Raw genomic sequence first — 23,328 nt, forward strand, 5'->3', positions numbered from 1 at the left:
ATTGTCACAAGGAGAGTTAAAAAGATGAGTATTGGTATTGATATAGTCCGTGGTCAGGCGATTCAGATACTGGGGAACATCGATGGACTTGGCCGCCTGACAATTATGACCGACAGCCGCAAACAGGTGACAAATGGCCTTTTTGTGCCATTGATTGGTGAAAATTTTAACGGTCACCATTTTTTATCTGATGCAATTAAAAATGGGGCGCAGGCAGCCCTGTGGATGGAAAGGGTACCTGTGCCTGATCACCTCCCTGCCGGTTTCCCATTGTTTCTTGTTGATGATACACTGGCTGCTCTTCAAAGCATGGCCAAGGCTTTTCTGACGCAGTGCCGGCCGAAAGTCATTGCAATTACGGGTTCAAATGGAAAAACAACAACTAAGGATATGGTTTATGGTATCGTATCCGAAACTTTTAAAGCATATAAAACCCAGGGCAACCATAATAATCATATCGGCGTGCCACTGACGATTCTGTCTATGCCTGAAGATACCGAAGTGCTGGTGCTTGAGATGGGCATGAATCATTTTGGCGAACTGACTTTTCTCAGCCAGCTGGCCAAACCCGATGTTGCGATAATCACGAATATCGGCGAATCGCATATTGAATATCTGGGGAGCAGGGCAGGCATCGCCAAAGCAAAACTTGAAATCATAAATGGTTTGAAAAAAAGAGGCAGTCTGATTATCGATGGCGATGAACCATTGCTGACCAATATCCATACTAACGCTTTTCAAATTATCCGCTGTGGCTATCAGTCTGATAATGACTGGGAAATCACGGACGTAAAAGAGAGAACAGATGGATATCGTTTTTCACTTAATCACGGGCTCAGCGAATACGCGGTGCCGATTCTCGGCAGGCACAATGTTAAAAATGCGGTGTTCAGCCTGACGGCAGCCAAATTGCTGGGCATCAATGCACAGGCTGTTAAAGAAGGACTGCAAAATCTGAAATTGACAAAGATGCGCTTTGAGAAAGTTAAGGGTTTGAACGGCTCGCTGCTCATCAGTGATTGTTACAATGCCAGCCCGACTTCGATGAAAGCATCGCTTGAAACGCTCAAAGATCTTCCGGGTTTTAAGAAAAGAATTGCTGTTCTCGGTGACATGTATGAGCTTGGAGAGAATGAAGAGCAGCTACACCGAAATGTGGCTGATGTACTCACACTGCCGCTGACCCATGTCGTGACTATTGGGAAAAAAGGGGTGTGGATTGCTCAGCCGCTGCTGGAAAAAGGCAACCCGGATCATTTGGTTATTCAGTCGTTTTCAGATAAAATGGATGCCCGTTCTTATCTTGCAGATTTGCTTGATGATCAAACAGTTATGCTTTTTAAAGCTTCCCGACTGCTGGCGCTTGAGCAGCTGGTCGGTGAACTGACACTTATTTGATGGCTAGTCAATGGACTGGAAGCGATCAGAAACTAAGAAAGAAACTTTTGCATTATTATTTTTACCGTACATTTCTTGATTCATTTGGCCCGGACGGGTCAGCATTTAAAGGAGCGAAATGATTCATGCTTTTGTTTCCATTAATCGGCCTGGCGATTTCATTTTTAATCACGCTTATTTTTGCACCGCTGTTCATTCCGTTGCTGAGGCGGCTGCATTTCGGGCAGTATATCAGAACGGAAGGTCCGAAGAGCCATCAAAAAAAAGCAGGGACGCCGACCATGGGCGGCGTGATTTTTTTGCTGAGCCTGCTAATCACGATCGTCATTATGGCGCTCAAATATCATGTTGCAGATCAGAATACCTACATGCTTTTGTTTGTCTCGCTCGGATTCGGTCTGGTTGGCCTGTTGGATGATTTCATCAAAATCGTCATGAAGCGGAATATGGGACTGACATCAAAACAGAAGATGCTCGGTCAGCTGATTATTGCCTTTGTTTTCTTTTACTTTGTCACCCGCTTCGACTACTCCACTTATCTGTCGGTGCCGGGGACGGGCTGGACGATCAATCTTTATTGGCTCTATCCAATATTTGTTATTTTTATTTTGATTGGTGTTCCGAATGCGACAAACCTGACAGATGGCATGGACGGGCTGCTGTCAGGGCTTGCCGCCATTTCATTCGCCGCTTATGCGGTGATTGCATTTGCTTCAATGAAGCTTGGCATTGCCCTGTTTGCGACTGTGATGCTGGGTGCTTTGCTTGGCTTCCTGATTTTCAACGCGCATCCTGCGAGAGTCTTCATGGGGGACACCGGATCTCTTGCGATCGGCGGAGCACTTGCCGGAATGGCTATTCTGACCGGTACAGAGATACTGCTCGCGGTGATCGGAGGCGTCTACGTCATTGAAACGCTGTCCGTCATGATTCAGGTGGTTTCTTTTAAGACAACCGGAAAACGGGTGTTCAGAATGAGTCCGATCCACCACCATTTTGAATTGGGCGGATGGTCGGAATGGAAGGTCGTTACAGTATTCTGGATGGCCGGACTGATTTTGGCAATTATTGGTGTCTATCTGAAAGTGGGGATAATCCATTGAAAAAGTTGACAAATTATACCAACAAAAAAATTCTTGTTCTCGGCCTTGGCAAAAGCGGTTACGCCGTTGCAAAATTAATGCATGATCTTGGGGCTGAAGTGACAGTCAATGATCGAAATGATCTGATAGGTAATAAACATGCTGAAGAATTGAAAAAAATGGGATTGCGGGTCATCGGCGGTGGACATCCACTGGATTTGGTCGACGAGAATGTTTCCGTGCTGATTAAAAATCCGGGGATTCCGTACAGTAATCCATTAGTACAAAAAGCCCGCAACATGGGAATCCGTGTGATTACCGAAGTTGAAATTGCTTCTGAATTGTCAGAATCGCCGTTTATCGGCGTTACCGGGTCGAATGGAAAAACAACAACAACGATGCTTTTAGGAGAGATGATGAAGGGATCAGATCTTGAGCCGGTTGTTGCCGGAAACATTGGCACAGCACTGACTTCCGTTGTCAAGGATGTGACTTCCCGGAACGTGATTGTGGCTGAACTGTCCAGTTTTCAGCTGCTGGGCACGGAAACGCTGCATCCGAGGGTTGCCGTTGTGCTCAATATTTTTGACCATCATCTGGACTATCATGGCACTGTCGAGAATTATGCACACGCAAAGGCACGTATTACAATGAATCAGACATCCGGTGATTATCTGGTTTATAATGCGGACAGCGAGCGGGTCATTAAGTATGTTGCGGATAAAACCAAAGCGACCGCCGTACCGTTTTCGACAACCAAAAAAGTTGAGACAGGCGCCTATCTTGCTGACGGAGCCATTTATTTCAAGAATGAAAAAATCATGGGCATTGGTGAAATGGGGCTTCCGGGCGAGCACAACCTCCAGAATGCATTGGCTGCCGTTGCGGCGGCAAGTCTCTGCAATGTCCCTGCTGAGTATATTGCGCATGTGCTCAGAACATTCACAGGTGTCCGGCATCGGCTCCAATATGTTGGTGTCATTCAGGGACGAACCATCTACAATGATTCGAAAGCAACGAATATATTGGCGACATCAAAAGCTCTGGCGTCTTTTCCAAGCAAGGAAATCGTCCTTCTTGCCGGCGGGCTGGATCGCGGCAATACATTTGATACTCTCATAGCAGATTTGAAAAAAGCGAAAATCAAGGCTGCACTGCTTTTCGGCCAGACAACAGCTAAATTGCAGGATGCGTGTGAAAAAGCCGGTATTCCGACAATCAGGCCGGTAAAAAATGTTGAAGCCGCTGTTCCTGAGGCATTCTCATTGTCTCAGTCGGGTGACGTGATTCTCCTTTCCCCGGCATGCGCGAGCTGGGATCAATATAAATCTTTTGAACAGCGCGGAGACATTTTTATCGACGAAGTGAATAAGTTTAGATAAGGACAGGCATGCCGGCTAACTTAAGCCGGCGAATCGGTGGCCTTGTCTGGACGGAGTGTTGTTCATGTCGGTACGCCGCCGTCAATCACCGGATCGACTGCTTCTTTTTGCCGCTCTTGCGCTTCTGACTGTCGGGCTGATTATGGTTTACAGTGCGAGCGAAGTTTCCGCCGCTCACAAATTTAATGGCGATTCATTCTATTTTCTGAAGAGACAGATGCTGTTCGCAGCCGTCGGACTGATCATGATGTTTACGGTTATGAAAGTGGACTACAGGGTGTGGAAGTCCTGGGCAAAATTGGGGATGGCCGGCTGTTTTCTTTTGCTGATCCTTGTACTGATTCCCGGAGTTGGCCTTTCAAGAGGCGGGGCTAGAAGCTGGCTTGGTATCGGCGCATTTTCAATCCAGCCCTCTGAATTTATGAAGGTGGCCTTAATCCTTTTTCTGGCAAAATATCTGGCAGAGAATCAGAGGAAGTTGTCTTCATTCTGGAAAGGCCTGATTCCCTCTTTAATACCGGTGCTGTTGGCTTTTGGATTAATCATGCTCCAGCCGGATCTGGGAACGGGCACAGTGCTGGTGCTGACCTGTCTGACCATGATTTTTGCCGCAGGTGCGCGCATTAAACATTTTGTCATTATGGGCGCTATCGGGCTTGCCGGGGCTTCAGGCCTGATTCTCTCAGCCCCATACCGGGTCAAACGGTTAGTTTCATTTCTTGATCCATGGAAAGATGAGATGGGCAGCGGCTTTCAGATTATCCAGTCACTGCTTGCCATCGGGCCGGGAGGGCTCATGGGTTTCGGTCTTGGACAGAGCCGTCAGAAGTATCAGTATCTGCCGGAAGCTCAGAACGATTTCATTTTTTCTATTATCTCGGAGGAACTGGGACTGATCGGAGCGGCGATCGTTCTGCTACTTTTCTGTCTGTTGCTTTGGAGGGGCATACTGGCTGCAATGAAGGCACCGGATCTTTTTGGGACACTTCTTGCACTGGGTATTACCGGCATGATTGCGATTCAGGTTATGATTAACATTGCAGTTGTAACCGGGCTCATTCCGGTGACGGGCATCACGCTTCCCTTTCTCAGCTATGGCGGATCCTCCCTCACTCTGATGCTTGTTTCAGTAGGAATTTTGCTGAATATCAGCAGCAAGGCGAAATGAGTTGCAGTCAAGCATGAACCCTGTTTTGTCTCTCAAAACAGGGTTTGCTGTTTATAAGAAAAAAAAATACAATAGAACTGACCGGCAGGCAATTGTCTGATCCGTGTACCGGTAAACTTGTTCGGAGGGGAAAAAATGGACAGAAATAAGGTCATTCCGCTGGAGGATCGGCTGCCGCAATTAAAAAAAGAACGGAAACAGAAAGCGAACCGGCGTTTTGCGTTATATGCGACGATATTTTTTCTCTTGATTCTGGCGGCTGTTTATTTTCAGTCTCCCTTCAGCAGGGTCAGCCGGATTTCAATTGAGGGCCAGCAAATCGTCAGCAAAGAGAAAGTGCTGCAGGCAAGCGGCATTTCAAATAAAACACATATCTGGGATGTCCGATCCGTAAATGCTGAAAACCGTATCGAGAAACTTCCTACGGTCAGAAAAGCAACGGTTCATGTGGCGTTTCCCGGTGCTGTAACCATTCGTATTCAGGAATATGCCAGAAAAGCCTATCTTCTAAAAAACGGCAAATATTTTCCGATCCTGCAAAACGGGACATTGCTTGGACCGTTGCAGGGAACAGCCATGCCAATGGATGCCCCCGTGCTTGTAAATTTTAGTGACACTTCCGCATTGAAGGCAGTTTCAGAAGGCCTTACCGTGTTCCCTGCACAGCTTGTCCATAGTATTTCTGATATTCATTACATAAACAGTCCCGGTGACCCGGATAACCTGATGCTTTATATGAACGACGGCAACCGGGTTGTGGCGAATACAAAGACGTTTGCTCAAAATATGAAACTCTATCCGGAAATTCTGGCTAATCTGCCAAAAGGAGAGCATGGAACTGTCCATCTCAGTATTGGGAGTTACTTTGTACCTTACCAAAGCCCAAAAAGCAATAATAACTGACAGATTCCCCTTAAATACCCGGCAGGAGGTTTCATCGTGCCATAAGAAGATTTTTGCGGGACTCTGTAATTTTATCTTTTCTAGTCTATCAACTTGGTGTAGACTATAAATTAGTTGCAGCTTCATATTTCCAGATTATTTTTTCAAATCTCGGAGGCTGAGAATCTGTTTAACTTTTTCTGATCTTACCGATATAAACATGTAAGGTTATGTTTCTTTGCTCCATTCGATCAGTTAATAAAGGGATATGTTCCGTTTTGTAGAATACAAGATAATAGGACTGTATTTCTCCGGGTAGGAACAGAAAGTGCTGGGTTGAAGTAGCATGAATTTTCATTTGCACATTTGTCGCCTAGATCAAAATAGCCCGAATCAAACATCCCTGAATCAAGACTTTATCGTTTTTCAGACTAAAGGGGGTGCCGCGGAATGAACAGTGAGAATGTTTTTGTAAGCCTGGATATTGGTACATCAAGCATCAAAACTTTAATAGGCGAAATGGCTGGCGGGTCGCTTAATGTGATCGGTGTTGGCGAAGCTGAATCTTTTGGCATCAAGAAGGGTTCGATTGTAGATATCGATGCAACTGTCCGCTCTATTCGCCAGGCTGTTGAACAGGCTGAAAGAATGGTCGGTCTGACTATTGAGAGCGTCATCGTCGGCATCTCTGGAAACCATATCCAGTTGAGGCCTTGCCATGGCGTTGTTGCTGTAGCCAGTGAGAACCATGAAATCGGAGATACAGATATCGGCCGGGTGATTGATGCAGCCCAGGTGATGTCAATCCCTCCTGAAAGAGAAATTATTGATGTGATACCTGAACAGTTCATTGTGGACGGTGTGGATGAAATTCATGATCCGCGAGGCATGATCGGTGTCAGGCTGGAAATGGAAGGAACTCTGATCACGGGATCGAAGACAGTCCTGCACAATCTTTTACGGTGTGTGGAACGGGCCGGCCTTCAGGTTTCGGATGTATGCCTTCAGACCCTTGCGCTCGGTTCAGTTGCTCTCACAGAGGATGAACGAAATCTTGGTGTCGCACTTGTAGACATAGGTGGCGGGGCGACAAGCGTGGCCGTTTTTGATCAGGGAACGCTTCTTTCAACATTTGAACTGCCCATCGGCGGCAATCATGTCACGAAAGATATTTCAATTATTCAGCGGGTACCTATGGAAGAAGCTGAACAGCTGAAAATCAAGCATGGAGCGGCAAGTGTAAAGGCCGCTTCCTCGGAAGATACATTTACAGCGTCGCAGATTGGCAGTGCTAAAAAGCAGATGCTCAATCAGGGGGACCTTGCGGAAATCATCGAAGCGCGGATTGGTGAATTGTTCGATATTGTCAGTGCTGAACTGCAGCGCATCGGCATTTATGATCTGCCCGGCGGATTCGTTCTGACCGGCGGTGTGACCGCCATGCCGGGAGTGCTTGATTTGGCTGTGCAAAAGCTGGATGCCAATGTCCGGATTGCAATTCCGGATTACATTGGGGTGCGCGAACCTAAGTTCACTGCATGTATCGGTTTGATACAATTTGCCTATCACAATGTCAAGATTCAAGGCAAGGAAGTAGCTGCGGCGATTTCTTCTGAACGGTTCACGCCACAGGAGAAACAGCAAAAAGTGAGAAAAACGGACGGCAAAGAGCATGAGAGCGTAACAGCAAAAGTGAAAAGCTGGTTCAATATGTTCTTCGACTGACGTGGGTTTTATATGTTTTATTAAAAGCACGCATAAGCAGTGGCGAAAATTCGACCTCTGAATGGGAGGAAATGAAAATGTACGATAGTGACGTGGAAACGAATAACCTTGCAAAGATCAAGGTTATCGGTGTTGGCGGCGGGGGCAATAATGCCGTTAACCGGATGATTGAAAGTGGCATTCAGGGGGTTGAGTTTGTTTGCGCCAATACGGATGCCCAGGCATTGAAATTTTCCAAGGCCGGGACGAAGCTGCAGCTTGGGGAAAAACTGACCCGTGGGCTCGGCGCCGGCGCTAATCCCGATGTGGGAAAAAAAGCGGCTGAGGAAAGCAGAGATCAGGTTGAGGAACTGCTCAAAGGTGCCGATATGGTCTTCGTGACTGCCGGAATGGGCGGCGGAACGGGAACCGGCGCGGCACCGATTATTGCGGAGGTCGCTAAAGATGTCGGCGCACTGACCGTCGGCGTAGTCACCCGCCCGTTCTCTTTTGAAGGAAGGAAGCGTGCTAAGCAGGCGCAGTTTGGAATTGATAATCTAAAGGAAAAAGTGGACACGCTCATTGTCATCCCGAATGACCGACTGCTTGAAATCGTTGATAAAAATACACCAATGCTGGACGCTTTCAGGGAAGCTGATAATGTATTGCGGCAAGGCGTGCAGGGCATATCGGATCTGATCGCTGTTCCCGGCCTGATCAATCTTGATTTTGCTGATGTCAAAACCATTATGACGGAAGGCGGATCGGCTCTGATGGCGATCGGCATCGCTTCTGGGGAAAACCGGGCGGCCGATGCGGCGAAGAAGGCAATTTCCAGCCCGCTGCTTGAGAAGTCAATTGACGGAGCCAAAGGCGTGCTGATGAATATTACCGGCGGAAACAATCTGAGTCTCTACGAGGTGAATGAAGCAGCAGACATTGTTGCCACCGCAGCGGATGAAGAGGTCAATATGATTTTTGGCTCGGTTATCCGCGAAGAAATGGAAGACGAGATTGTCGTCACAGTGATTGCGACAGGTTTTCTTTCAGAGGAAAAAGAACAGCAGAAGAGCCAGGAATCTGACGGCCAGATCCGGAGGAACATCATTCAGGGAGGGGCGGAAGCTCTGAAAAAAAGTCCTCAGGATTTTCGGCGTGAAGAGGGTCTGAAGCATAACGAGCAGACCGCGCGCCGGCCTCACGGTATTATCGATGACGAAGATACGCTGGATGTACCGACCTTTCTTCGCAATCGCCATCAGAAGAATTAGTAATTACTGTACCGGGCAGAGTTTTTAGTTACGTTCATGATTCGGTTAAACTTGTAAATTCCACGTCATTGTTTTCCAAAAAGTTTAAGGCAGACACACGGATACAATATATCCGCAGTGCCTGCCTTTTATTTTTGTCTCCGATTTGACTCAATTTGCGAGCCTCAATCTTAAACAAAAAGCGCCAAAATAACAGCAAAAATCCAGCCACGGAGCGACAGACTTTCACAGATAAGGCCCGTATACTAATCCTAAACACGCAAGGAAGGTGGTGGGACGTTGGTTCTCTATCTCGATGCGGTCTGGTTGCTCAATCTGCTGATCGATGCCTGTCTCTTGAAGCTTACTGCGCTTATGCTCAAGCGTAGAATTTACAGGCTGCGTCTCTTTCTCGGTGCGCTGACGGCATCTTCTGTTGTTCTGATCCTTTTCACGCCACTCGCATTTCTTGTGACACATCCGCTTGGAAAATTTTTATTTTCAGTTCTGATTATCTGGATCACTTTCGGCTTTGGGCGTCCGTCAGTCTTTTTTCAAAATCTTGCCGCTTTTTATTTCTCTGCTTTTGCGATTGGTGGAGGCATTTTCGCACTCCATTATTTCTTCGAGAACGGTACATCTTATGCAGACAGCCGCTTTTTAACCACGATGAATTTTGGTGATCCGATCAGCTGGATCTTTGTCGTTTTAGGATTCCCCGCATTATGGCTGTTTTCAAAGAAGAGAATGGATCAGACTGCTGTTCGCAAATGGCAGCATGCCAACGGCGCAGAAATAACCATTCAGATCTTTAACCAAGTGATTCGATCGAGGGGGCTGATTGACAGTGGCAACAAGCTGTACGATCCGCTGACCAGGCTTCCGGTCATGTTCCTGAGCCGAGCTGCCTGTGAAGGCCAGATTCCCGCTTCGCTTTTTCAAATGGAGGGGCCAGACGCTGCTTTTCAGCTATATGAAGATCTTCCAAACGGATGGGATAGCAGGATCACCTGGGTCCCTTATCGCTCTGTGGATGGGGTACCACACTATATTATTGCATTCCGGCCGGATCGGGTGCTGATCACGCATGAAGGCCGGCAGATCGAGTGTAAACGGGTACTCGTCGCCCTGACCGTACAGACGTTAAGCACATCAGGAGAATTCAGCAGCATCCTTCATCCGGACATGCTGCTTAATGGCAAGGTCATCGAGCCGGCATCCTGATCCAAATAACCCAGGGAGGGACACATATGAAATTATTTTTTTCAGAACTTTGGCATAAAATACTCATCAGACTGCATATACGGCCTGAAGAAGTCTACTATATCGGCGGCAGCGACGGCCTGCCATCTCCTTTGTCCAAGGAAGAAGAAGCAGAGCTGATGAAAAAGCTCCCATCCGGTGACCAGAAGGCAAGGGCAACTTTGATTGAGCGCAATTTGAGGCTTGTCGTTTATATCGCCAGAAAGTTTGATAATACGCGGATCAATATTGAAGACTTGATCAGCATAGGAACCATTGGACTGATTAAGGCAGTCAATACATTTAATCCCGAGAAAAAAATTAAACTCGCAACCTATGCTTCCCGATGCATTGAGAATGAAATATTAATGTACTTGAGAAGAAACAACCGGACCCGTTCAGAGGTTTCTCTGGACGAGCCGCTGAACGTTGACTGGGATGGCAATGAACTGCTTCTCTCGGATGTACTGGGCACCGCGAACGATGTGACAACCTCCGATATGGAACGCAAAGTGGATCATACACTGCTCAAAAGCGCGATGCTCATGCTCAGCGACCGGGAGAAGGAAATCATGACGCTTCGCTTTGGCCTGGCAGGAGGGAAGGAGAAAACTCAAAAAGATGTGGCGGATCAACTTGGCATTTCACAGTCTTATATTTCCCGTCTTGAAAAAAGAATCATCCGAAGACTGAAAAAGGAGTTCAGCAAAATGGCGTAAGGACCGGCTCAAATAGCTTAAAAATATCCGATGCATAAAATGACCTTCACAGGAGATACTTGACCTTATGGCGCGGAGAAAATAATTCTGAACGATTCCGGATTTAAAATAGCCCGGAGGTTTTCCAGAAAATTTTCACTGTATTCAAGCATCTCAGGCACTGGGAGGTTGTCCTTTATGGCACGGCATAAAGTGGAAATCTGCGGGGTTGATACGTCCAAGCTTCCTGTACTGACCAACGTAGAAATGCGTAAGTTATTTGCAGAATTACAGTCCGGTAAAACGGAAGCCAGGGAAAAACTGGTGAACGGCAATCTCCGGCTGGTGCTCAGCGTGATTCAGAGGTTCAATCACCGCAGCGAATCTGTAGACGATTTATTTCAGGTCGGCTGTATCGGATTAATGAAATCGATTGACAATTTTGATTTAAGCCAGAATGTTCGCTTTTCAACCTACGCGGTTCCGATGATTATCGGCGAAATCAGACGCTATCTAAGAGATAATAATCCGATTCGCGTCTCGCGTTCCTTGCGTGATATGGCCTATAAAGCACTGCAGGCTAAGGAGCGCTATGTCGCGAAGCATTCCAAAGAGCCTACCTCCTCCGAACTGGCAAAAATTCTTGACCTTCCGGTTGAAGATGTGGTTTTTGCGATGGACGCGATCCAGGATCCCGTTTCACTTTTTGAACCGATTTACAGCGATGGCGGAGATCCGATATTCATCATGGATCAGATTAGTGATGACAAGCACCGGGATAAAGAATGGGTCGATAACATTGCACTAAAAGAAGCAATGAGTAAATTGCATGAGCGGGAAAAAAGAATCGTTGCCATGCGCTTTTTTTACGGTAAAACGCAAATGGAAGTTGCGCAGGAAATAGGCATTTCCCAGGCACAGGTTTCAAGACTGGAAAAAATGGCAATCAAGGAAATGAATCAGGACATTGGCCCGTAATGCTTGCTTTGGCAAGCATTTTTTTCTTTGAAATTTATTTTTTTTTTGGGAATCTCCTTGGACAAATTTTTGCATGGCGGGTCCTGCCCAAGCTTTTTCATTTTTTACTTCTCAATCATTTCTGTCCTCCATATAGTTTAATAACAGGAGGGGGAAAACCAATGCCCAGAATATCTGATTTTCAGACAAAAGAAGTAGTGAACGTGGAAAATGGAAAGCGCCTCGGACATATTGGTGATCTTGACGTTAACCTTTCATCGGGGAAAATTGAGAACCTTATTATTCCCGGTTCGGGACGCGTGCTCGGTTTGTTCGGGAGAGACAATGATGTGGTCGTGCCTTGGAGCAATATTGTAAGGATTGGTGCGGATGTGATCCTGGTCCGCTTTTACAATGATCCTGATGCGCCGGCTCGGGAACAGGAATGATAAAAAATTAAGCGTTTTGTCTCTTGATATGTTAAAATAAATTCGTATAGACTGCACTTTATCGGGTGACGGAGGGGTGAAAATAGTGAAAGAGCCGTTTTCCGTGATCAATGACGTGGCCCTGTTGATGAAGCCGGTTATTGCGGGAACAAAGCGAATTCAGGCTGGCTTCTCTCTGAGAAAGGGAGGGACAAGCATGGCCCCCTTTTCTTCGCTGAATCTAGGGTTTCATGTCAGAGACCGCTCCGAAGATGTGGTGCAGAATCGCGAAATATTGGCTGATCATATTGGATTTCCGCTTAGGACATGGGTTTGCGCGGAGCAGGTGCATGAACAAATATTGCCCGGGCAACTTCGGGAATGGCGGGTGCCGGGGCTTTCGGCATGCAGACTGTGGTTAAAAATGTCGACGGTTTGTTTACAACTGAACCTGACCTGCTCCTTGCACTCTGCTTTGCAGACTGCACTCCGATCTTTTTCTACTGCTCTGATCCGGTAGCAGTTGGCATTTTTCATGCCGGATGGAGAGGCAGCGTCGGGCTCGGCGCTGAAAAAATGGTGAAGCTGCTTTGCCATGAGCTTGAAATTCAGCCATCAGCAATCAAAGCTGTGGTCGGCCCCGCAATTAGCGGCTCGGACTATGAAGTGGATCAGAAAGTGATCCATGAAGTGGGTCAACTGGATCATAATATTTTGTCTGCTGCGGTAAAGCCGCACGGACCGGGGCATTATTTACTCGATTTGCAGATGCTTAACCGCGCAGTTCTGATACGAGCGGGTATCCCCGAAAAACAAATTTGCGTTACAGGGTACACCACTTATGCTTACCCTGACTTTTTCTATTCGTTCCGGAGGGATCACGGAAAAACAGGGCGCATGATGGGCTTCATTGGCATAAAGCAAGAAGGGGAAAGTTAAGTGCTGACAGTAAAAGAAAATTTGAAAAAGGTAAATGAAATAATTCGGATGGCGTGCGAAAAATCAGGGCGCAGTCAAGAAGACGTGAGCGTCATTGCCGTCACAAAATACGTAGGTATTGAACGCGTGCAAGAAGCAATAAGTTGCGGCCTTTTTGATCTGGCAGAGAACAGGAAGGAAGGCCTGCTTGAGAAACAGCAGGAGATTCATGATGAGCGTGTGACTTGGCATTTAATTGGCACGCTTCAGACGAGAAAAGTCAAAGATGTTGTCGACCACATCGATTATTTTCATGCACTTGACCGTCTAAAACTGGCGGATGAGATTAATAAACGGAAGAAAAGCGGGAAGCTGAAATGTTTTATTGAAATGAATATTTCAGGCGAAGAGTCTAAGCATGGCATTAAAGAGAATGAATTGGACGACTTTATTGATGCTTTAAGCGGGTATGAGCATATTCAGACTGTCGGCCTGATGACGATGGCCCCGAACAGCGATGATTCCGATCTCATCCGCGACGTGTTTCGCAGATTGAGGAATTGCCGCAACAGGATACGTGACAGAAAACTTGACTATGCACCATGCAATGAACTGTCCATGGGGATGTCGCATGATTATCGGATCGCTGTGGAAGAGGGCGCAACGTTTGTCAGAATAGGAACTGCTCTGGTTGGAAATGAATTGAAGGGGAGCTAAGGTATGGGCCTTAAATCGACAATCCGGCGTTTTTTTGACCTTGAAGAAACGGTTGATCCGATCGATGACGAACGGTCATCATATCATGGGGCTGTAGAAGACGTGCCGCCCCGCCAGGAGACACAGACGTTGGAGAAAAGCGGAAAACTCGTTGCTTTTCAGAATATCCGCCAGCAGGAGAAAATGATACTGGTTGAACCTAAGTCATTTGACGAAGTAGAGGATATTGTTGGCCATCTTAAGAGCAGGAGGACCGTAATCTGTAGCCTTCAAAGCGTTACAAAAACCGACGGGCAGCGCATTCTTGATTTTATGAGCGGCACGGCTTTCGCACTTGACGGGCAGATTCGCAAAATTGGTAAAGACACTTTTCTGTTTGCGCCGGAGTCTGTTGATATTTCAGGTATGATCAGTGGTTGGAAGATTGACAAGCTGAATGGATGATCAAAAAGATAATGAGGTGAACGCATGTTTTGGATTGCATTTATATTATCCGAGGCAATTAATATTTACAAATGGATCTTGTTTATTTATATATTGATGTCATGGCTTCCTAATTTGGCCAATTCATCGGTGGGTGCGCTTTTCGCAAGAGCATGCGAACCCTTTCTTGCGCCCTTCCGTAAAATAATTCCGCCGATTGGCGGCGTGATTGATATTTCCCCGATGATTGCCTTTCTTGCGCTGTGGTTTGCACAAGTGGGAATCAGCAGTATTGCCTCGAGATTCGGGTGAGCCGAATTGTCTGTTTATGAACATTTCCGTCCGGAAGAAAAACCGCTGATTGATCAATTTCTTGACTGGAAGGATCAGGTATCGAGGCAGTATATGGCTAAACTGACGGATTTTCTGGATCCACGCCAGCAGCGGATTCTTGGGCTGGTTATCGGGAAAAGTGATGAGGTCACGGTTTCTTTCTCTGGCGGATACGAAGGCGCAGAGCGAAAAAAGGCCCTGCTTCAGCCGCAGTATACGGCGGAAGGTGAAAACGCTTTTGATCTGTCCTGCGTTGAAGTGAACTTTCCGACGAAATTCGCATCGCTGACTCATTCCGAGCTTCTTGGCGCCCTAATCGGAACAGGTGTCGTTCGTGCAAAAATCGGTGATCTGATTTTCGCAGACGCGCACGTTCAATTTATTTGTTCGAAGGATATTGAACAGTATCTGGTATTGAATCTGACCTCTGTCGGAAGGACAACTGTTTCATGCAGTCCAATTGCTCCGGAGCAGCTTTTACATAATGAACAAAAGTGGGAAGAATCCGGTGGAACGGTCACATCACTCAGACTGGATGCTGTGCTGTCCGAAATTTATCATCTTCCCAGATCTAAAGTTTCCGAATTGATCAGCAGAGGCATGGCCAGGGTCAACTGGCAGATTGCCGAGAAAAGAGATTTTGAAGTAGGCGAAGGGGATGTCCTCTCTCTGCGCGGCCACGGCAGAAGCAAAATAATTTCAGCCGATGGCTTGACGAAAAAGAACAAAATTCGTTTACAGTATGGTAAACTGTATTAAACAGAAAATTTAGTACATGTAACTGACTTGGAGGTGGTTCGTTTTGCCATTAACACCATTGGACATTCATAATAAAGAATTTTCCCGTGGATTCCGCGGGTATGATGAGGACGAGGTTAATGACTTTCTCGATCAGATTATTAAAGATTACGAAGCGCTGATCAGAGAGAAGAAGGATCTCGAACAGCAGGTGAAAAATTCCGGCGAAAAACTTAGCCATTTTTCCAACATCGAGACAACTTTGAACAAAAGCATTCTGGTTGCACAGGAAACGGCCGAGGAAGTTAAGACTAACGCGAATAAGGAAGCCAAATTGATCGTCATGGAAGCTAAAAAAAATGCTGACCGGATTATCAACGAGGCCCTTGAAAAGTCCCGGAAAGTGACTCTTAATATTGAAGAATTAAAGAAGGAAGCCAATGTTTACCGGACACGATTCCAGATGCTGATTGAAGCGCAGCTTGAACTTCTGAAAAGTGATGATTGGAAAAACCTATCGACCAATCCGGATGAAGAAACGGATAACAATGCTGAAGTTTTGAAGACACGGGCTTGACTCAGCCGATTCATTTGCATATACTGTTCGTACAGAAAAAGCAAAACTGCCTGTGACTGATTGATCGGGCAGATCATACTGTTATTAGTAAGCAATGACGGGGAAAGTATTCATTGCGGCGAAACGAAGCGAACCGGGGTTGGTGTAAGCTCGGTGTTTTCAGCAACGAAGAAAATCACCCCTGAGTTTATGCCTGAAAATCACTGAATGATGAGTAAGGCATGGCGTTGATCCACGTTAAGGATTTCTGAGTGGCAGTTTTGTTTCTGCTATTAGGGTGGTACCGCGGTCCTTCCGTCCCTTTTGGGATGGAAGGACCTTTTTGATACAGAAGATTGAAAAAAACAATGGAGGCGCTTGGTTTTGGACTATAAGAAAACATTACTGATGCCGAAAACGGCATTCAAAATGCGTGGCAGTCTGCCGAACAAAGAACCACTGATGCAGAAAAAGTGGGATGACGAACATATCTATGAACAGTCACTGAAGCAGAATGAAGGGAAACCAACATTCATTTTGCATGACGGACCCCCATATGCGAACGGAAACATTCATATTGGGCATGCTGAGAATAAAGTTCTGAAGGACATGATCAACCGCTTCAAGTCGATGACAGGATTTCAGACACCTTATGTCCCAGGCTGGGATACGCACGGGCTGCCCATCGAACAGCAACTGGCCAAACAGGGTATTGACCGTAAGAAAATGTCGATTGCCGAATTGCGTGAGAAGTGCAAAGAATACGCACTTGGCCAGGTAGAACATCAAAAGGTACAGTTTAAACGTCTTGGCGTGCGTGCAGACTGGGATTACCCTTATCTCACACTTCAAAAGGAATTTGAAGCGGAACAGATCAAGGTTTTTGGTGAAATGGCAAAAAGAGGTTATATATACAAAGACAAGAAAACGGTTTACTGGTCCCCTTCATCCGAATCGGCGCTGGCCGAAGCTGAAATCGAATATAAAGATGTCAAGTCGTATTCGATTTACGTCTCTTTCCACGTCACAGATGGCAAAGGTGTCCTGAATCCGGATGAGGAAGTCGTCATCTGGACAACGACACCTTGGACGATGCCGGCAAACCTGGCGATTGCGGTCAATCCGAAGTTCGATTACTGTGTCGTTCAGGTCGGCGAAAGAAAATTTGTTGTTGCCGTCGATCTGATGGAATCACTGACAAAAACGCTTGGTTGGGAAAACCCGGACACACTGCGGACATTCAATGGGAAAGCACTGGAAGGCGTGGTTTGCCGCCATCCGTTCTATGAACGCGATTCCGTTGTTATTCTTGGCGACCATGTCACCCTCGATGCCGGCACCGGCTGCGTCCACACCGCTCCGGGATTTGGTGAGGATGACTTCAACGTCGGGAAAAAATATGGCCTTGAAATCCTATGTCCGGTTGATGATAAAGGCAAGATGACAGAAGAAGCCCCAGGCTTTGAAGGACTTTTCTATTCCGATGCGAATGAACCGGTAATCGCAAAATTGGAGGAAGTGCACGCCCTGCTGAAAAAGGGGACATTCACCCACTCTTATCCGCATGACTGGCGCACGAAAAAACCGGTAATCTGGCGGGCGACAAAGCAGTGGTTTGCTTCAATCAAAGCGTTCCGTGAAGATATTTTAAAAGCGATTCATGAAGTCAAGTGGACGCCTTCATGGGGCGATGTCCGAATGACGAACATGATTAAGGATCGTGAAGACTGGTGTATTTCACGGCAGCGCGCCTGGGGTGTCCCGATTCCGGTTTTCTACGGGGAAGATGGTGAGCCAGTTATTACAGACGAAACCATTCAGCACGTGTCTGACCTGTTTCGCAAATATGGGTCAAATGTTTGGTTCGAGTGGGATGTCAAGAAATTACTTCCTGAAGGATTCACTTCGGAACACAGTCCAAATGGTACGTTCAAGAAGGAAACTGATATAATGGATGTCTGGTTCGATTCCGGTTCCTCACATCAGGGCGTGCTGACAACACGGCCGGAATTGCGCCGGCCTGCTGATATGTATCTGGAAGGATCCGACCAGTATCGCGGCTGGTTTAACTCGTCGCTTGCAACTTCTGTTGCAGTTACCGGACATGCGCCCTATAAAGAAGTGCTTAGCCATGGATTTACTCTGGACGGCAAAGGACTGAAAATGAGTAAATCGATCGGTAACGTGATTGATCCGATGAAAGTGATGAAACAGTTCGGAGCGGATATTATCAGACTGTGGGTCGCATCGGTCGACTACCAGGCGGATGCAAGGGTATCTAATGAGATATTGGCTCAGGTCGCGGAAGTTTACCGCAAGATCCGCAACACGGTCCGGTTCATACTTGGCAATCTGAGTGACTTTGCGGAGAAAGATGCCGTTGCCTCTGAAGACATGCCTGAACTTGAAAAGTATATGCTGGTCAAACTGAATGAACTGATTGACACTTGTCTTACGGGTTACAATAATTATCAGTTCCTCAATGTTTATAAAGCATTGCAGAATTACTGTACCACGGATCTGAGCGCGTTTTATATGGATGTTGCCAAAGATGCCCTTTATGTTCAGCCGCAAGCAAGCCTCGTCCGCCGATCGGCCCAGACGGTTCTCTATAAGACCGTGGTTGCGCTGACAAAATTGCTCTCGCCGATCATCCCGCATACGGCAGAAGAAATCTGGCAATTTATCCCGGGAACGGCTGAGGTTTCAGAATATGTTCAGCTGACCGACATGCCGGAACCGGAACATGTTGATGGTGCCGAAGAGCTGGAGAAAAAGTGGAAAACGATCCTTGCAGTGCGTGACGATGTGCTGAAATCACTGGAAAAAGCCCGCGATGCGAAACTGATTGGGAAATCGCTGGAAGCAGCAGTAACTTTATACCCGACAAAAGCAACGGAGTGGTTGAAAGATCAGCCGGTACTTGACAAGCTCTTCATCGTCTCGCATGTTGATGTTGCGGAAGAATCTGATGCGGTTCCGGGCACAGCTGATCAGTACACGCTGGGTGCAGTGGCCGTTCGTCCGGCTGAAGGAGAGAAATGTGAACGCTGCTGGTCGGTGCTCCCTTCCGTTGGTCAGGATCATGAACATCCGACACTTTGCGCCAGCTGCAGTGCAACAGTCAGACACGATTATGCAGGCGTCAGCCTTGAAGACTAATCTTTTCCAAAAAACGAAATAATTACGCGGTCTAAATCCCTTCCTTTATCCAACACTAATTAGAGTGAGGACAAAGGGAGGGATTTATGTGTTTGGCTACCGTAAAATAAAGAAGAGGTTATTGGAACGTAAAGCAGTCCTCGAAAAAAAAATGAAAAATGATTCGGAAACTGCTGCGGAATTAGGTTCTGTTTCAGACATTGCTTCCGGTGAATTGTCCGCTTATGATAACCATCCGGCCGATTCGGCGACACAGCTCTATGAGCGGGAAAAGGATCTGGCTTTTGACAAAAAGAACCGCGAAGAATTGAATGATATTCAGGATGCACTCAGAAAAATGGAAGAAGGCACTTATGGTATTGACGAAAAGACAGGTAAAAAAATCTCACGTGCGCGTCTGGACGCTTTTCCCACAGCACGGACAGCGGCAGAAGACGCGCCGGGAAAACACAGCCATAAGGTGCGGCCAGTTGAGGAACCGGTTATCAGTGAGTCTGAACGGCTAGAAAAGTATCCAAATGAGGAAGGCGGTTTTGATGAACAGAACGCCTTTGATATTGTGTCGCTTTATAATGATCAGGATATGATCTACGAAGATGCGCCCTATAGCAGTTATGAGGGGGGAACGGGATCTGTCGAGGATATTGAAGGCTTTGCAGCAACGGATATCGACGGATACAGGGGAGACGATCTGATACAGATTTTGAATAACAGAAATTACGACCATTGGAAACATAATCACGAAATTGATGAGATCGATCCGGTTGAGGAATGACAGGGATTGCGGCAAAAATGCCGCATACATAATTGATTGTTTTTTCTTCAGAAAATGCCCTCTTTGCCTTATTATGCTAAAATGCAGAAAGAATGTTTTGTTGAAAAGTTAAGGCTGGGGGAAAGAATATGATTTATTATCTTGTTGCATTGGCTGTGTTGTTATTGGATCAGTTGTCAAAATGGATGGTTATTCGGAACATGAATGTCGGTGAGAGCATATCGATTATCCCGAATGTGTTTTACCTGACCTCTCTGAGAAATACGGGAGCGGCATGGAATATTCTCGAAGGCCAGTTTGTTTTCTTCTTTATCATTACTGCTGTCGTCCTGAGTGTCGTTATCTACTATATGCAGAAAGTGGGGAGAAAGCAGCCGCTGCTTGGCACGGCGCTGGCCTTCATTATAGGGGGGACCTTAGGCAACTTTTCTGACCGGCTGTTCAGAGGAGAAGTCGTTGACTTTATTCATGTCTACATCGTCCATTATAATTATCCAGTCTTCAATCTGGCGGATTCTTCGCTGTTTATCGGCGTTCTTTTGCTCATTATCTACTTAATTATTGATGGAAGGAAAGGAAAAAAATAATCATGTCGTGCCTCAGAAAAATTGCGGATCAGACGGATGAGGGCAAGCGCATGGATAAATGGGCGGCGGAACAGCTATCAACTGAATCGCGCAGCCGTTTGCAGCAGCTGATTAAAGAGGGTCATATTCTGATTAATGGAGATAAAGTCAAGGCCAGCTACAGGATGAGAACCGGAGACGTCATTTTGGTATCAGTACCCGATCCCGAACCGCTCGATGTCGTTCCGGAGAATATCGGTCTTGATATAATTTATGAAGATGATGCTGTGGTCGTCGTGAACAAACCGCGCGGAATGGTTGTCCATCCCGCGCCCGGCCATATGACAGGGACACTTGTCAATGCGCTCCTTTTTCATTGCCGGGACCTGTCAGGAATTAACGGAATTCTGCGCCCGGGCATTGTTCACCGAATTGATAAAGATACATCCGGGTTGCTGATGGTGGCTAAAACGGATGCTGCCCACCGCTCGCTAGCGGCGCAGTTGAAAGACAAAACAACTCATCGTCTATATCTGGCAATCGTGCACGGGGTGCTGCCGGAAGATTCCGGAACCATTGACGCACCCATCGGGCGGGATGATAAAGACCGAAAAAAGATGGCGGTTACTGATCACAACAGCAAATCAGCAGTGACACATTTCAAAGTCATTGAGCGGTTTAGCAAGTATACTTATCTGTCTTGCCGGCTGGAAACGGGAAGGACACATCAGATCCGCGTCCATATGGCTTATATCGGCCATCCGCTTGCAGGCGATCCGAAATATGGACTGAAAAAAACGTTGCCCATTGACGGACAGGCACTCCACGCTGCCGAACTGGGGTTCAGCCATCCGGTCACAGGAAACTTTCTGACCTTCAAAACAGATCCTCCGGCCGATTTTGAAAAATTACTTGGCATGCTTCGCGCGGGAGAATTTTCTTAACTCAGCGGAAGATCCTTTCTATACTACAGCCAATAAGAAGTTCACCGCTTTTTTCATCGGTGATTATTCGAACACCCTCTTGAAAATTTTGTTGTTCCACTCATTTTTGATTGACAAGGGCAGACAACTTTGTCATACTTATTTTAACGAAATGAATGGAATGAATTCCTTTTAAATTAGTCCGGAGAGACTAAGAAGGGTGATGATTGTCAATGTCTATTGGCAGCACAACGGTCTCTCGCTCAGTCAGGTGGGATTTTTTTTATGGCCGTAAAAGGGCGGCAGGTGTTCAGAATTTGGATGAGAAAGAAATTATGGATGAAAAAGCGGTGTCCCGGGCGCTCACCCGGCTCGCACATGAAATCATTGAACGCAATGAAGGTGTCGATTCTGTAGTGCTCGTCGGCATTAAAACGAGAGGTATCTATTTGGCGAACCGGCTCGCGGAACGCATTGCGGCTATTGAAACGCACGAGGTTTCAGTGGGAGAACTCGACACAACCGCCTACCGGGATGATCTGCCGGAAAAACCGGAAGATCCGAAGATCATCGCAAGCAGCTTACCCGTTCCTATTGAAGGGAAGACGGTGATTGTTGTCGATGATGTCCTGTTTACCGGTCGGACCATTCGCGCGGCTATGGACGCCCTGATGGACCTCGGAAGGCCGGAAAGAATTCAGCTGGCGGTTCTGATTGATCGCGGTCATCGCGAACTTCCGATCCGGCCGGACTACATCGGGAAAAATGTTCCGACGTCAAAAGAAGAACTGATCTCCGTTCAACTGAGAGAAGTGGATTCGTCGGATCGGGTGGTCATACTTACGAAAAGAAAATAAAAAATTATCCGTACAGCGTCTTTTAATGGCAGTCCAGAGAGACTGATAAAGAGCGGCTCAGCACGATCGCAGATTTTCTGCATACAAACCTCTTTGTCAGATTCTTTGGCAGAGAGGTTTTTTGATATCTTCTCTGAAAAAACCGAAACAGCTCTTTTTCATCGATCATGGATTGTTCCAGAATACACACATTAATAACAGGGAGGCAGTTAAAATGGCAAATCTGCTCAGTTTGAATGACTTGAAAGTTTCTGAAATTAACGGAATTCTGGATCGGGCGGAACAATTACTTGAGATGGGCGATGCCGGCTGGTTTGAGCCCCGCCATATACTGGTTGCCAATCTGTTCTTTGAACCAAGTACAAGGACGCGCTTCAGTTTTGAAACAGCCGAGAATCGACTTGGATTACAGATTCTAAATTTCAGCAGTGCAGCCTCCAGTACCCAGAAGGGCGAATCCCTTTACGATACGGTCAGGACCATGCAGGCGATTGGCGCCAAAGCTGTAGTGATCCGTCATAAACATGATGAATATTACCGTGAACTGATGGACGGCATTGGGCTGACCATTCTGAATGCGGGAGACGGTGCAGGAAACCATCCGACACAGGCACTCTTGGATCTGCTGACGATCCGCCAGGAGTTCTTCAGTTTCCAAAGATTGACGGTCGCCATCATCGGGGATCTCAGGTACAGCAGGGTGGCGAGATCTGACGCCGAAGTGCTGGCCCGCCTCGGATGCCGTGTGCTCCTTTCAGGGCCGGAAGAGTGGCAAAATCAGGGACTGCCCGGTGAATACATGGCGGTTGACGATGCGGTTGAAACTGCAGACGTGGTGATCATGCTGCGCATTCAGCACGAACGTCATGAAAAGGCAATGAAGATGACAAAAGAAGAATACCACGCCAGCTACGGACTGACGCGCGAGCGTGCGGAGCGGATGAAACCGGAAAGTATTATCATGCATCCGGGTCCGGTCAATAGGGGTGTTGAACTGGACAGCGACCTAGTTGAATCAGCACATTCACGTTATTTTAAACAAATCAGCAATGGCGTCGTGGCTCGCATGGCGGCTGTTGAATGGGCGCTCGATATTAAGGAGCTTGCAGGAGCTCGCGAACAAGAGCGTATTGCGGAAAAAATGTAATCAGCCTTTAAAAATATGCGAT

At 46.9% G+C, this 23,328-nt stretch carries 24 protein-coding genes and 1 other annotated feature; all 24 genes read left to right on the forward strand.

The features are described 5' to 3' along the window. Positions 1 to 24 precede the first annotated feature (24 nt). The 24 genes from COP04_RS08600 to COP04_RS08710 all read left to right on the forward strand — a co-directional run bounded on the left by COP04_RS08600 (position 25) and on the right by COP04_RS08710 (position 23,306). Complete coding sequence (locus tag COP04_RS08600; protein ID WP_100487595.1) at positions 25 to 1,398, forward strand: UDP-N-acetylmuramoyl-tripeptide--D-alanyl-D-alanine ligase; 1,374 nt, start codon at positions 25 to 27, stop codon at positions 1,396 to 1,398. A gap of 125 nt (positions 1,399 to 1,523) precedes the next feature. Then, on the forward strand, positions 1,524 to 2,501 hold the full coding sequence (gene mraY, locus COP04_RS08605) for a phospho-N-acetylmuramoyl-pentapeptide-transferase (protein WP_100487596.1): 978 nt from the start codon (positions 1,524 to 1,526) through the stop codon (positions 2,499 to 2,501). Continuing rightward, positions 2,498 to 3,862 (forward strand): UDP-N-acetylmuramoyl-L-alanine--D-glutamate ligase, encoded by a 1,365-nt coding sequence (gene murD / locus COP04_RS08610; RefSeq protein ID WP_100487597.1) that lies wholly within the window; start codon positions 2,498 to 2,500, stop codon positions 3,860 to 3,862. The genes mraY and murD overlap by 4 nt, the downstream gene beginning before the upstream one ends. 64 nt (positions 3,863 to 3,926) lie before the next feature. Then, entirely contained in the window at positions 3,927 to 5,030 is a 1,104-nt protein-coding gene (gene spoVE, locus COP04_RS08615) for a stage V sporulation protein E (protein WP_100487598.1), read from the forward strand. Between the two features lie 135 nt (positions 5,031 to 5,165). Then, complete coding sequence (locus tag COP04_RS08620) at positions 5,166 to 5,933, forward strand: cell division protein FtsQ/DivIB (protein WP_100487599.1); 768 nt, start codon at positions 5,166 to 5,168, stop codon at positions 5,931 to 5,933. Between the two features lie 429 nt (positions 5,934 to 6,362). After that, positions 6,363 to 7,637 carry a cell division protein FtsA gene (gene ftsA, locus COP04_RS08625; protein WP_100487600.1) on the forward strand — a complete coding sequence of 425 codons (1,275 nt, stop codon included), beginning with the start codon at positions 6,363 to 6,365 and terminating at the stop codon, positions 7,635 to 7,637. Positions 7,638 to 7,714: 77 nt separating this feature from the next. Then, complete coding sequence (gene ftsZ, locus COP04_RS08630) at positions 7,715 to 8,887, forward strand: cell division protein FtsZ (protein ID WP_100487601.1); 1,173 nt, start codon at positions 7,715 to 7,717, stop codon at positions 8,885 to 8,887. A gap of 279 nt (positions 8,888 to 9,166) precedes the next feature. After that, entirely contained in the window at positions 9,167 to 10,090 is a 924-nt protein-coding gene (gene spoIIGA / locus COP04_RS08635) for a sigma-E processing peptidase SpoIIGA (protein WP_100487602.1), read from the forward strand. A 26-nt stretch (positions 10,091 to 10,116) separates the two neighbouring features. After that, positions 10,117 to 10,827 (forward strand): RNA polymerase sporulation sigma factor SigE, encoded by a 711-nt coding sequence (gene sigE / locus COP04_RS08640; RefSeq protein ID WP_100487603.1) that lies wholly within the window; start codon positions 10,117 to 10,119, stop codon positions 10,825 to 10,827. A gap of 177 nt (positions 10,828 to 11,004) precedes the next feature. Then, complete coding sequence (gene sigG / locus COP04_RS08645; RefSeq protein WP_100487604.1) at positions 11,005 to 11,784, forward strand: RNA polymerase sporulation sigma factor SigG; 780 nt, start codon at positions 11,005 to 11,007, stop codon at positions 11,782 to 11,784. A gap of 161 nt (positions 11,785 to 11,945) precedes the next feature. Continuing rightward, positions 11,946 to 12,212: a YlmC/YmxH family sporulation protein gene (locus tag COP04_RS08650; RefSeq protein ID WP_100489606.1), complete on the forward strand. Its 267-nt coding sequence runs from the start codon at positions 11,946 to 11,948 to the stop codon at positions 12,210 to 12,212. Positions 12,213 to 12,408: 196 nt separating this feature from the next. Further along, positions 12,409 to 12,711: a laccase domain-containing protein gene (locus COP04_RS20475; RefSeq protein WP_275656880.1), complete on the forward strand. Its 303-nt coding sequence runs from the start codon at positions 12,409 to 12,411 to the stop codon at positions 12,709 to 12,711. Continuing rightward, positions 12,597 to 13,130 (forward strand): peptidoglycan editing factor PgeF, encoded by a 534-nt coding sequence (gene pgeF / locus COP04_RS08655; RefSeq protein WP_275656860.1) that lies wholly within the window; start codon positions 12,597 to 12,599, stop codon positions 13,128 to 13,130. Before COP04_RS20475 ends, pgeF begins: the two co-directional genes overlap by 115 nt. 3 nt (positions 13,131 to 13,133) lie before the next feature. Further along, on the forward strand, positions 13,134 to 13,826 hold the full coding sequence (locus tag COP04_RS08660) for a YggS family pyridoxal phosphate-dependent enzyme (RefSeq protein ID WP_100489607.1): 693 nt from the start codon (positions 13,134 to 13,136) through the stop codon (positions 13,824 to 13,826). A gap of 3 nt (positions 13,827 to 13,829) precedes the next feature. Next, on the forward strand, positions 13,830 to 14,270 hold the full coding sequence (locus COP04_RS08665) for a cell division protein SepF (protein ID WP_100487605.1): 441 nt from the start codon (positions 13,830 to 13,832) through the stop codon (positions 14,268 to 14,270). Positions 14,271 to 14,294: 24 nt separating this feature from the next. Continuing rightward, positions 14,295 to 14,561: a YggT family protein gene (locus COP04_RS08670; protein WP_100487606.1), complete on the forward strand. Its 267-nt coding sequence runs from the start codon at positions 14,295 to 14,297 to the stop codon at positions 14,559 to 14,561. 6 nt (positions 14,562 to 14,567) lie between these two features. Continuing rightward, positions 14,568 to 15,341, forward strand: a complete 774-nt coding sequence (locus COP04_RS08675) for a YlmH family RNA-binding protein (protein ID WP_100487607.1) — start codon at positions 14,568 to 14,570, stop codon at positions 15,339 to 15,341. 43 nt (positions 15,342 to 15,384) lie between these two features. Further along, the gene (locus tag COP04_RS08680) at positions 15,385 to 15,897 is read left to right on the forward strand and encodes a DivIVA domain-containing protein (protein ID WP_100487608.1); all 513 of its coding nucleotides are present in this window, start codon (positions 15,385 to 15,387) and stop codon (positions 15,895 to 15,897) included. An 85-nt stretch (positions 15,898 to 15,982) separates the two neighbouring features. Further along, positions 15,983 to 16,202, forward strand: a binding site (T-box leader). A 58-nt stretch (positions 16,203 to 16,260) separates the two neighbouring features. After that, positions 16,261 to 19,038, forward strand: coding sequence for an isoleucine--tRNA ligase (ileS, locus tag COP04_RS08685; protein WP_100487609.1), 2,778 nt, complete (start codon positions 16,261 to 16,263; stop codon positions 19,036 to 19,038). Positions 19,039 to 19,126: 88 nt separating this feature from the next. Continuing rightward, complete coding sequence (locus tag COP04_RS08690) at positions 19,127 to 19,813, forward strand: TraR/DksA C4-type zinc finger protein (RefSeq protein ID WP_100487610.1); 687 nt, start codon at positions 19,127 to 19,129, stop codon at positions 19,811 to 19,813. Between the two features lie 128 nt (positions 19,814 to 19,941). Next, positions 19,942 to 20,400, forward strand: a complete 459-nt coding sequence (lspA, locus tag COP04_RS08695; protein WP_100487611.1) for a signal peptidase II — start codon at positions 19,942 to 19,944, stop codon at positions 20,398 to 20,400. 2 nt (positions 20,401 to 20,402) lie between these two features. Next, positions 20,403 to 21,323 (forward strand): RluA family pseudouridine synthase, encoded by a 921-nt coding sequence (locus tag COP04_RS08700; RefSeq protein ID WP_100487612.1) that lies wholly within the window; start codon positions 20,403 to 20,405, stop codon positions 21,321 to 21,323. 296 nt (positions 21,324 to 21,619) lie between these two features. Then, positions 21,620 to 22,159 carry a bifunctional pyr operon transcriptional regulator/uracil phosphoribosyltransferase PyrR gene (gene pyrR, locus COP04_RS08705; RefSeq protein WP_100489608.1) on the forward strand — a complete coding sequence of 180 codons (540 nt, stop codon included), beginning with the start codon at positions 21,620 to 21,622 and terminating at the stop codon, positions 22,157 to 22,159. A gap of 214 nt (positions 22,160 to 22,373) precedes the next feature. Next, the gene (locus COP04_RS08710) at positions 22,374 to 23,306 is read left to right on the forward strand and encodes an aspartate carbamoyltransferase catalytic subunit (RefSeq protein ID WP_100487613.1); all 933 of its coding nucleotides are present in this window, start codon (positions 22,374 to 22,376) and stop codon (positions 23,304 to 23,306) included. The last annotated feature ends 22 nt before the right edge of the window (positions 23,307 to 23,328 follow it).

Source organism: Sporolactobacillus pectinivorans (genome assembly GCF_002802965.1).
Classification (GTDB): domain Bacteria; phylum Bacillota; class Bacilli; order Bacillales; family Sporolactobacillaceae; genus Sporolactobacillus; species Sporolactobacillus pectinivorans.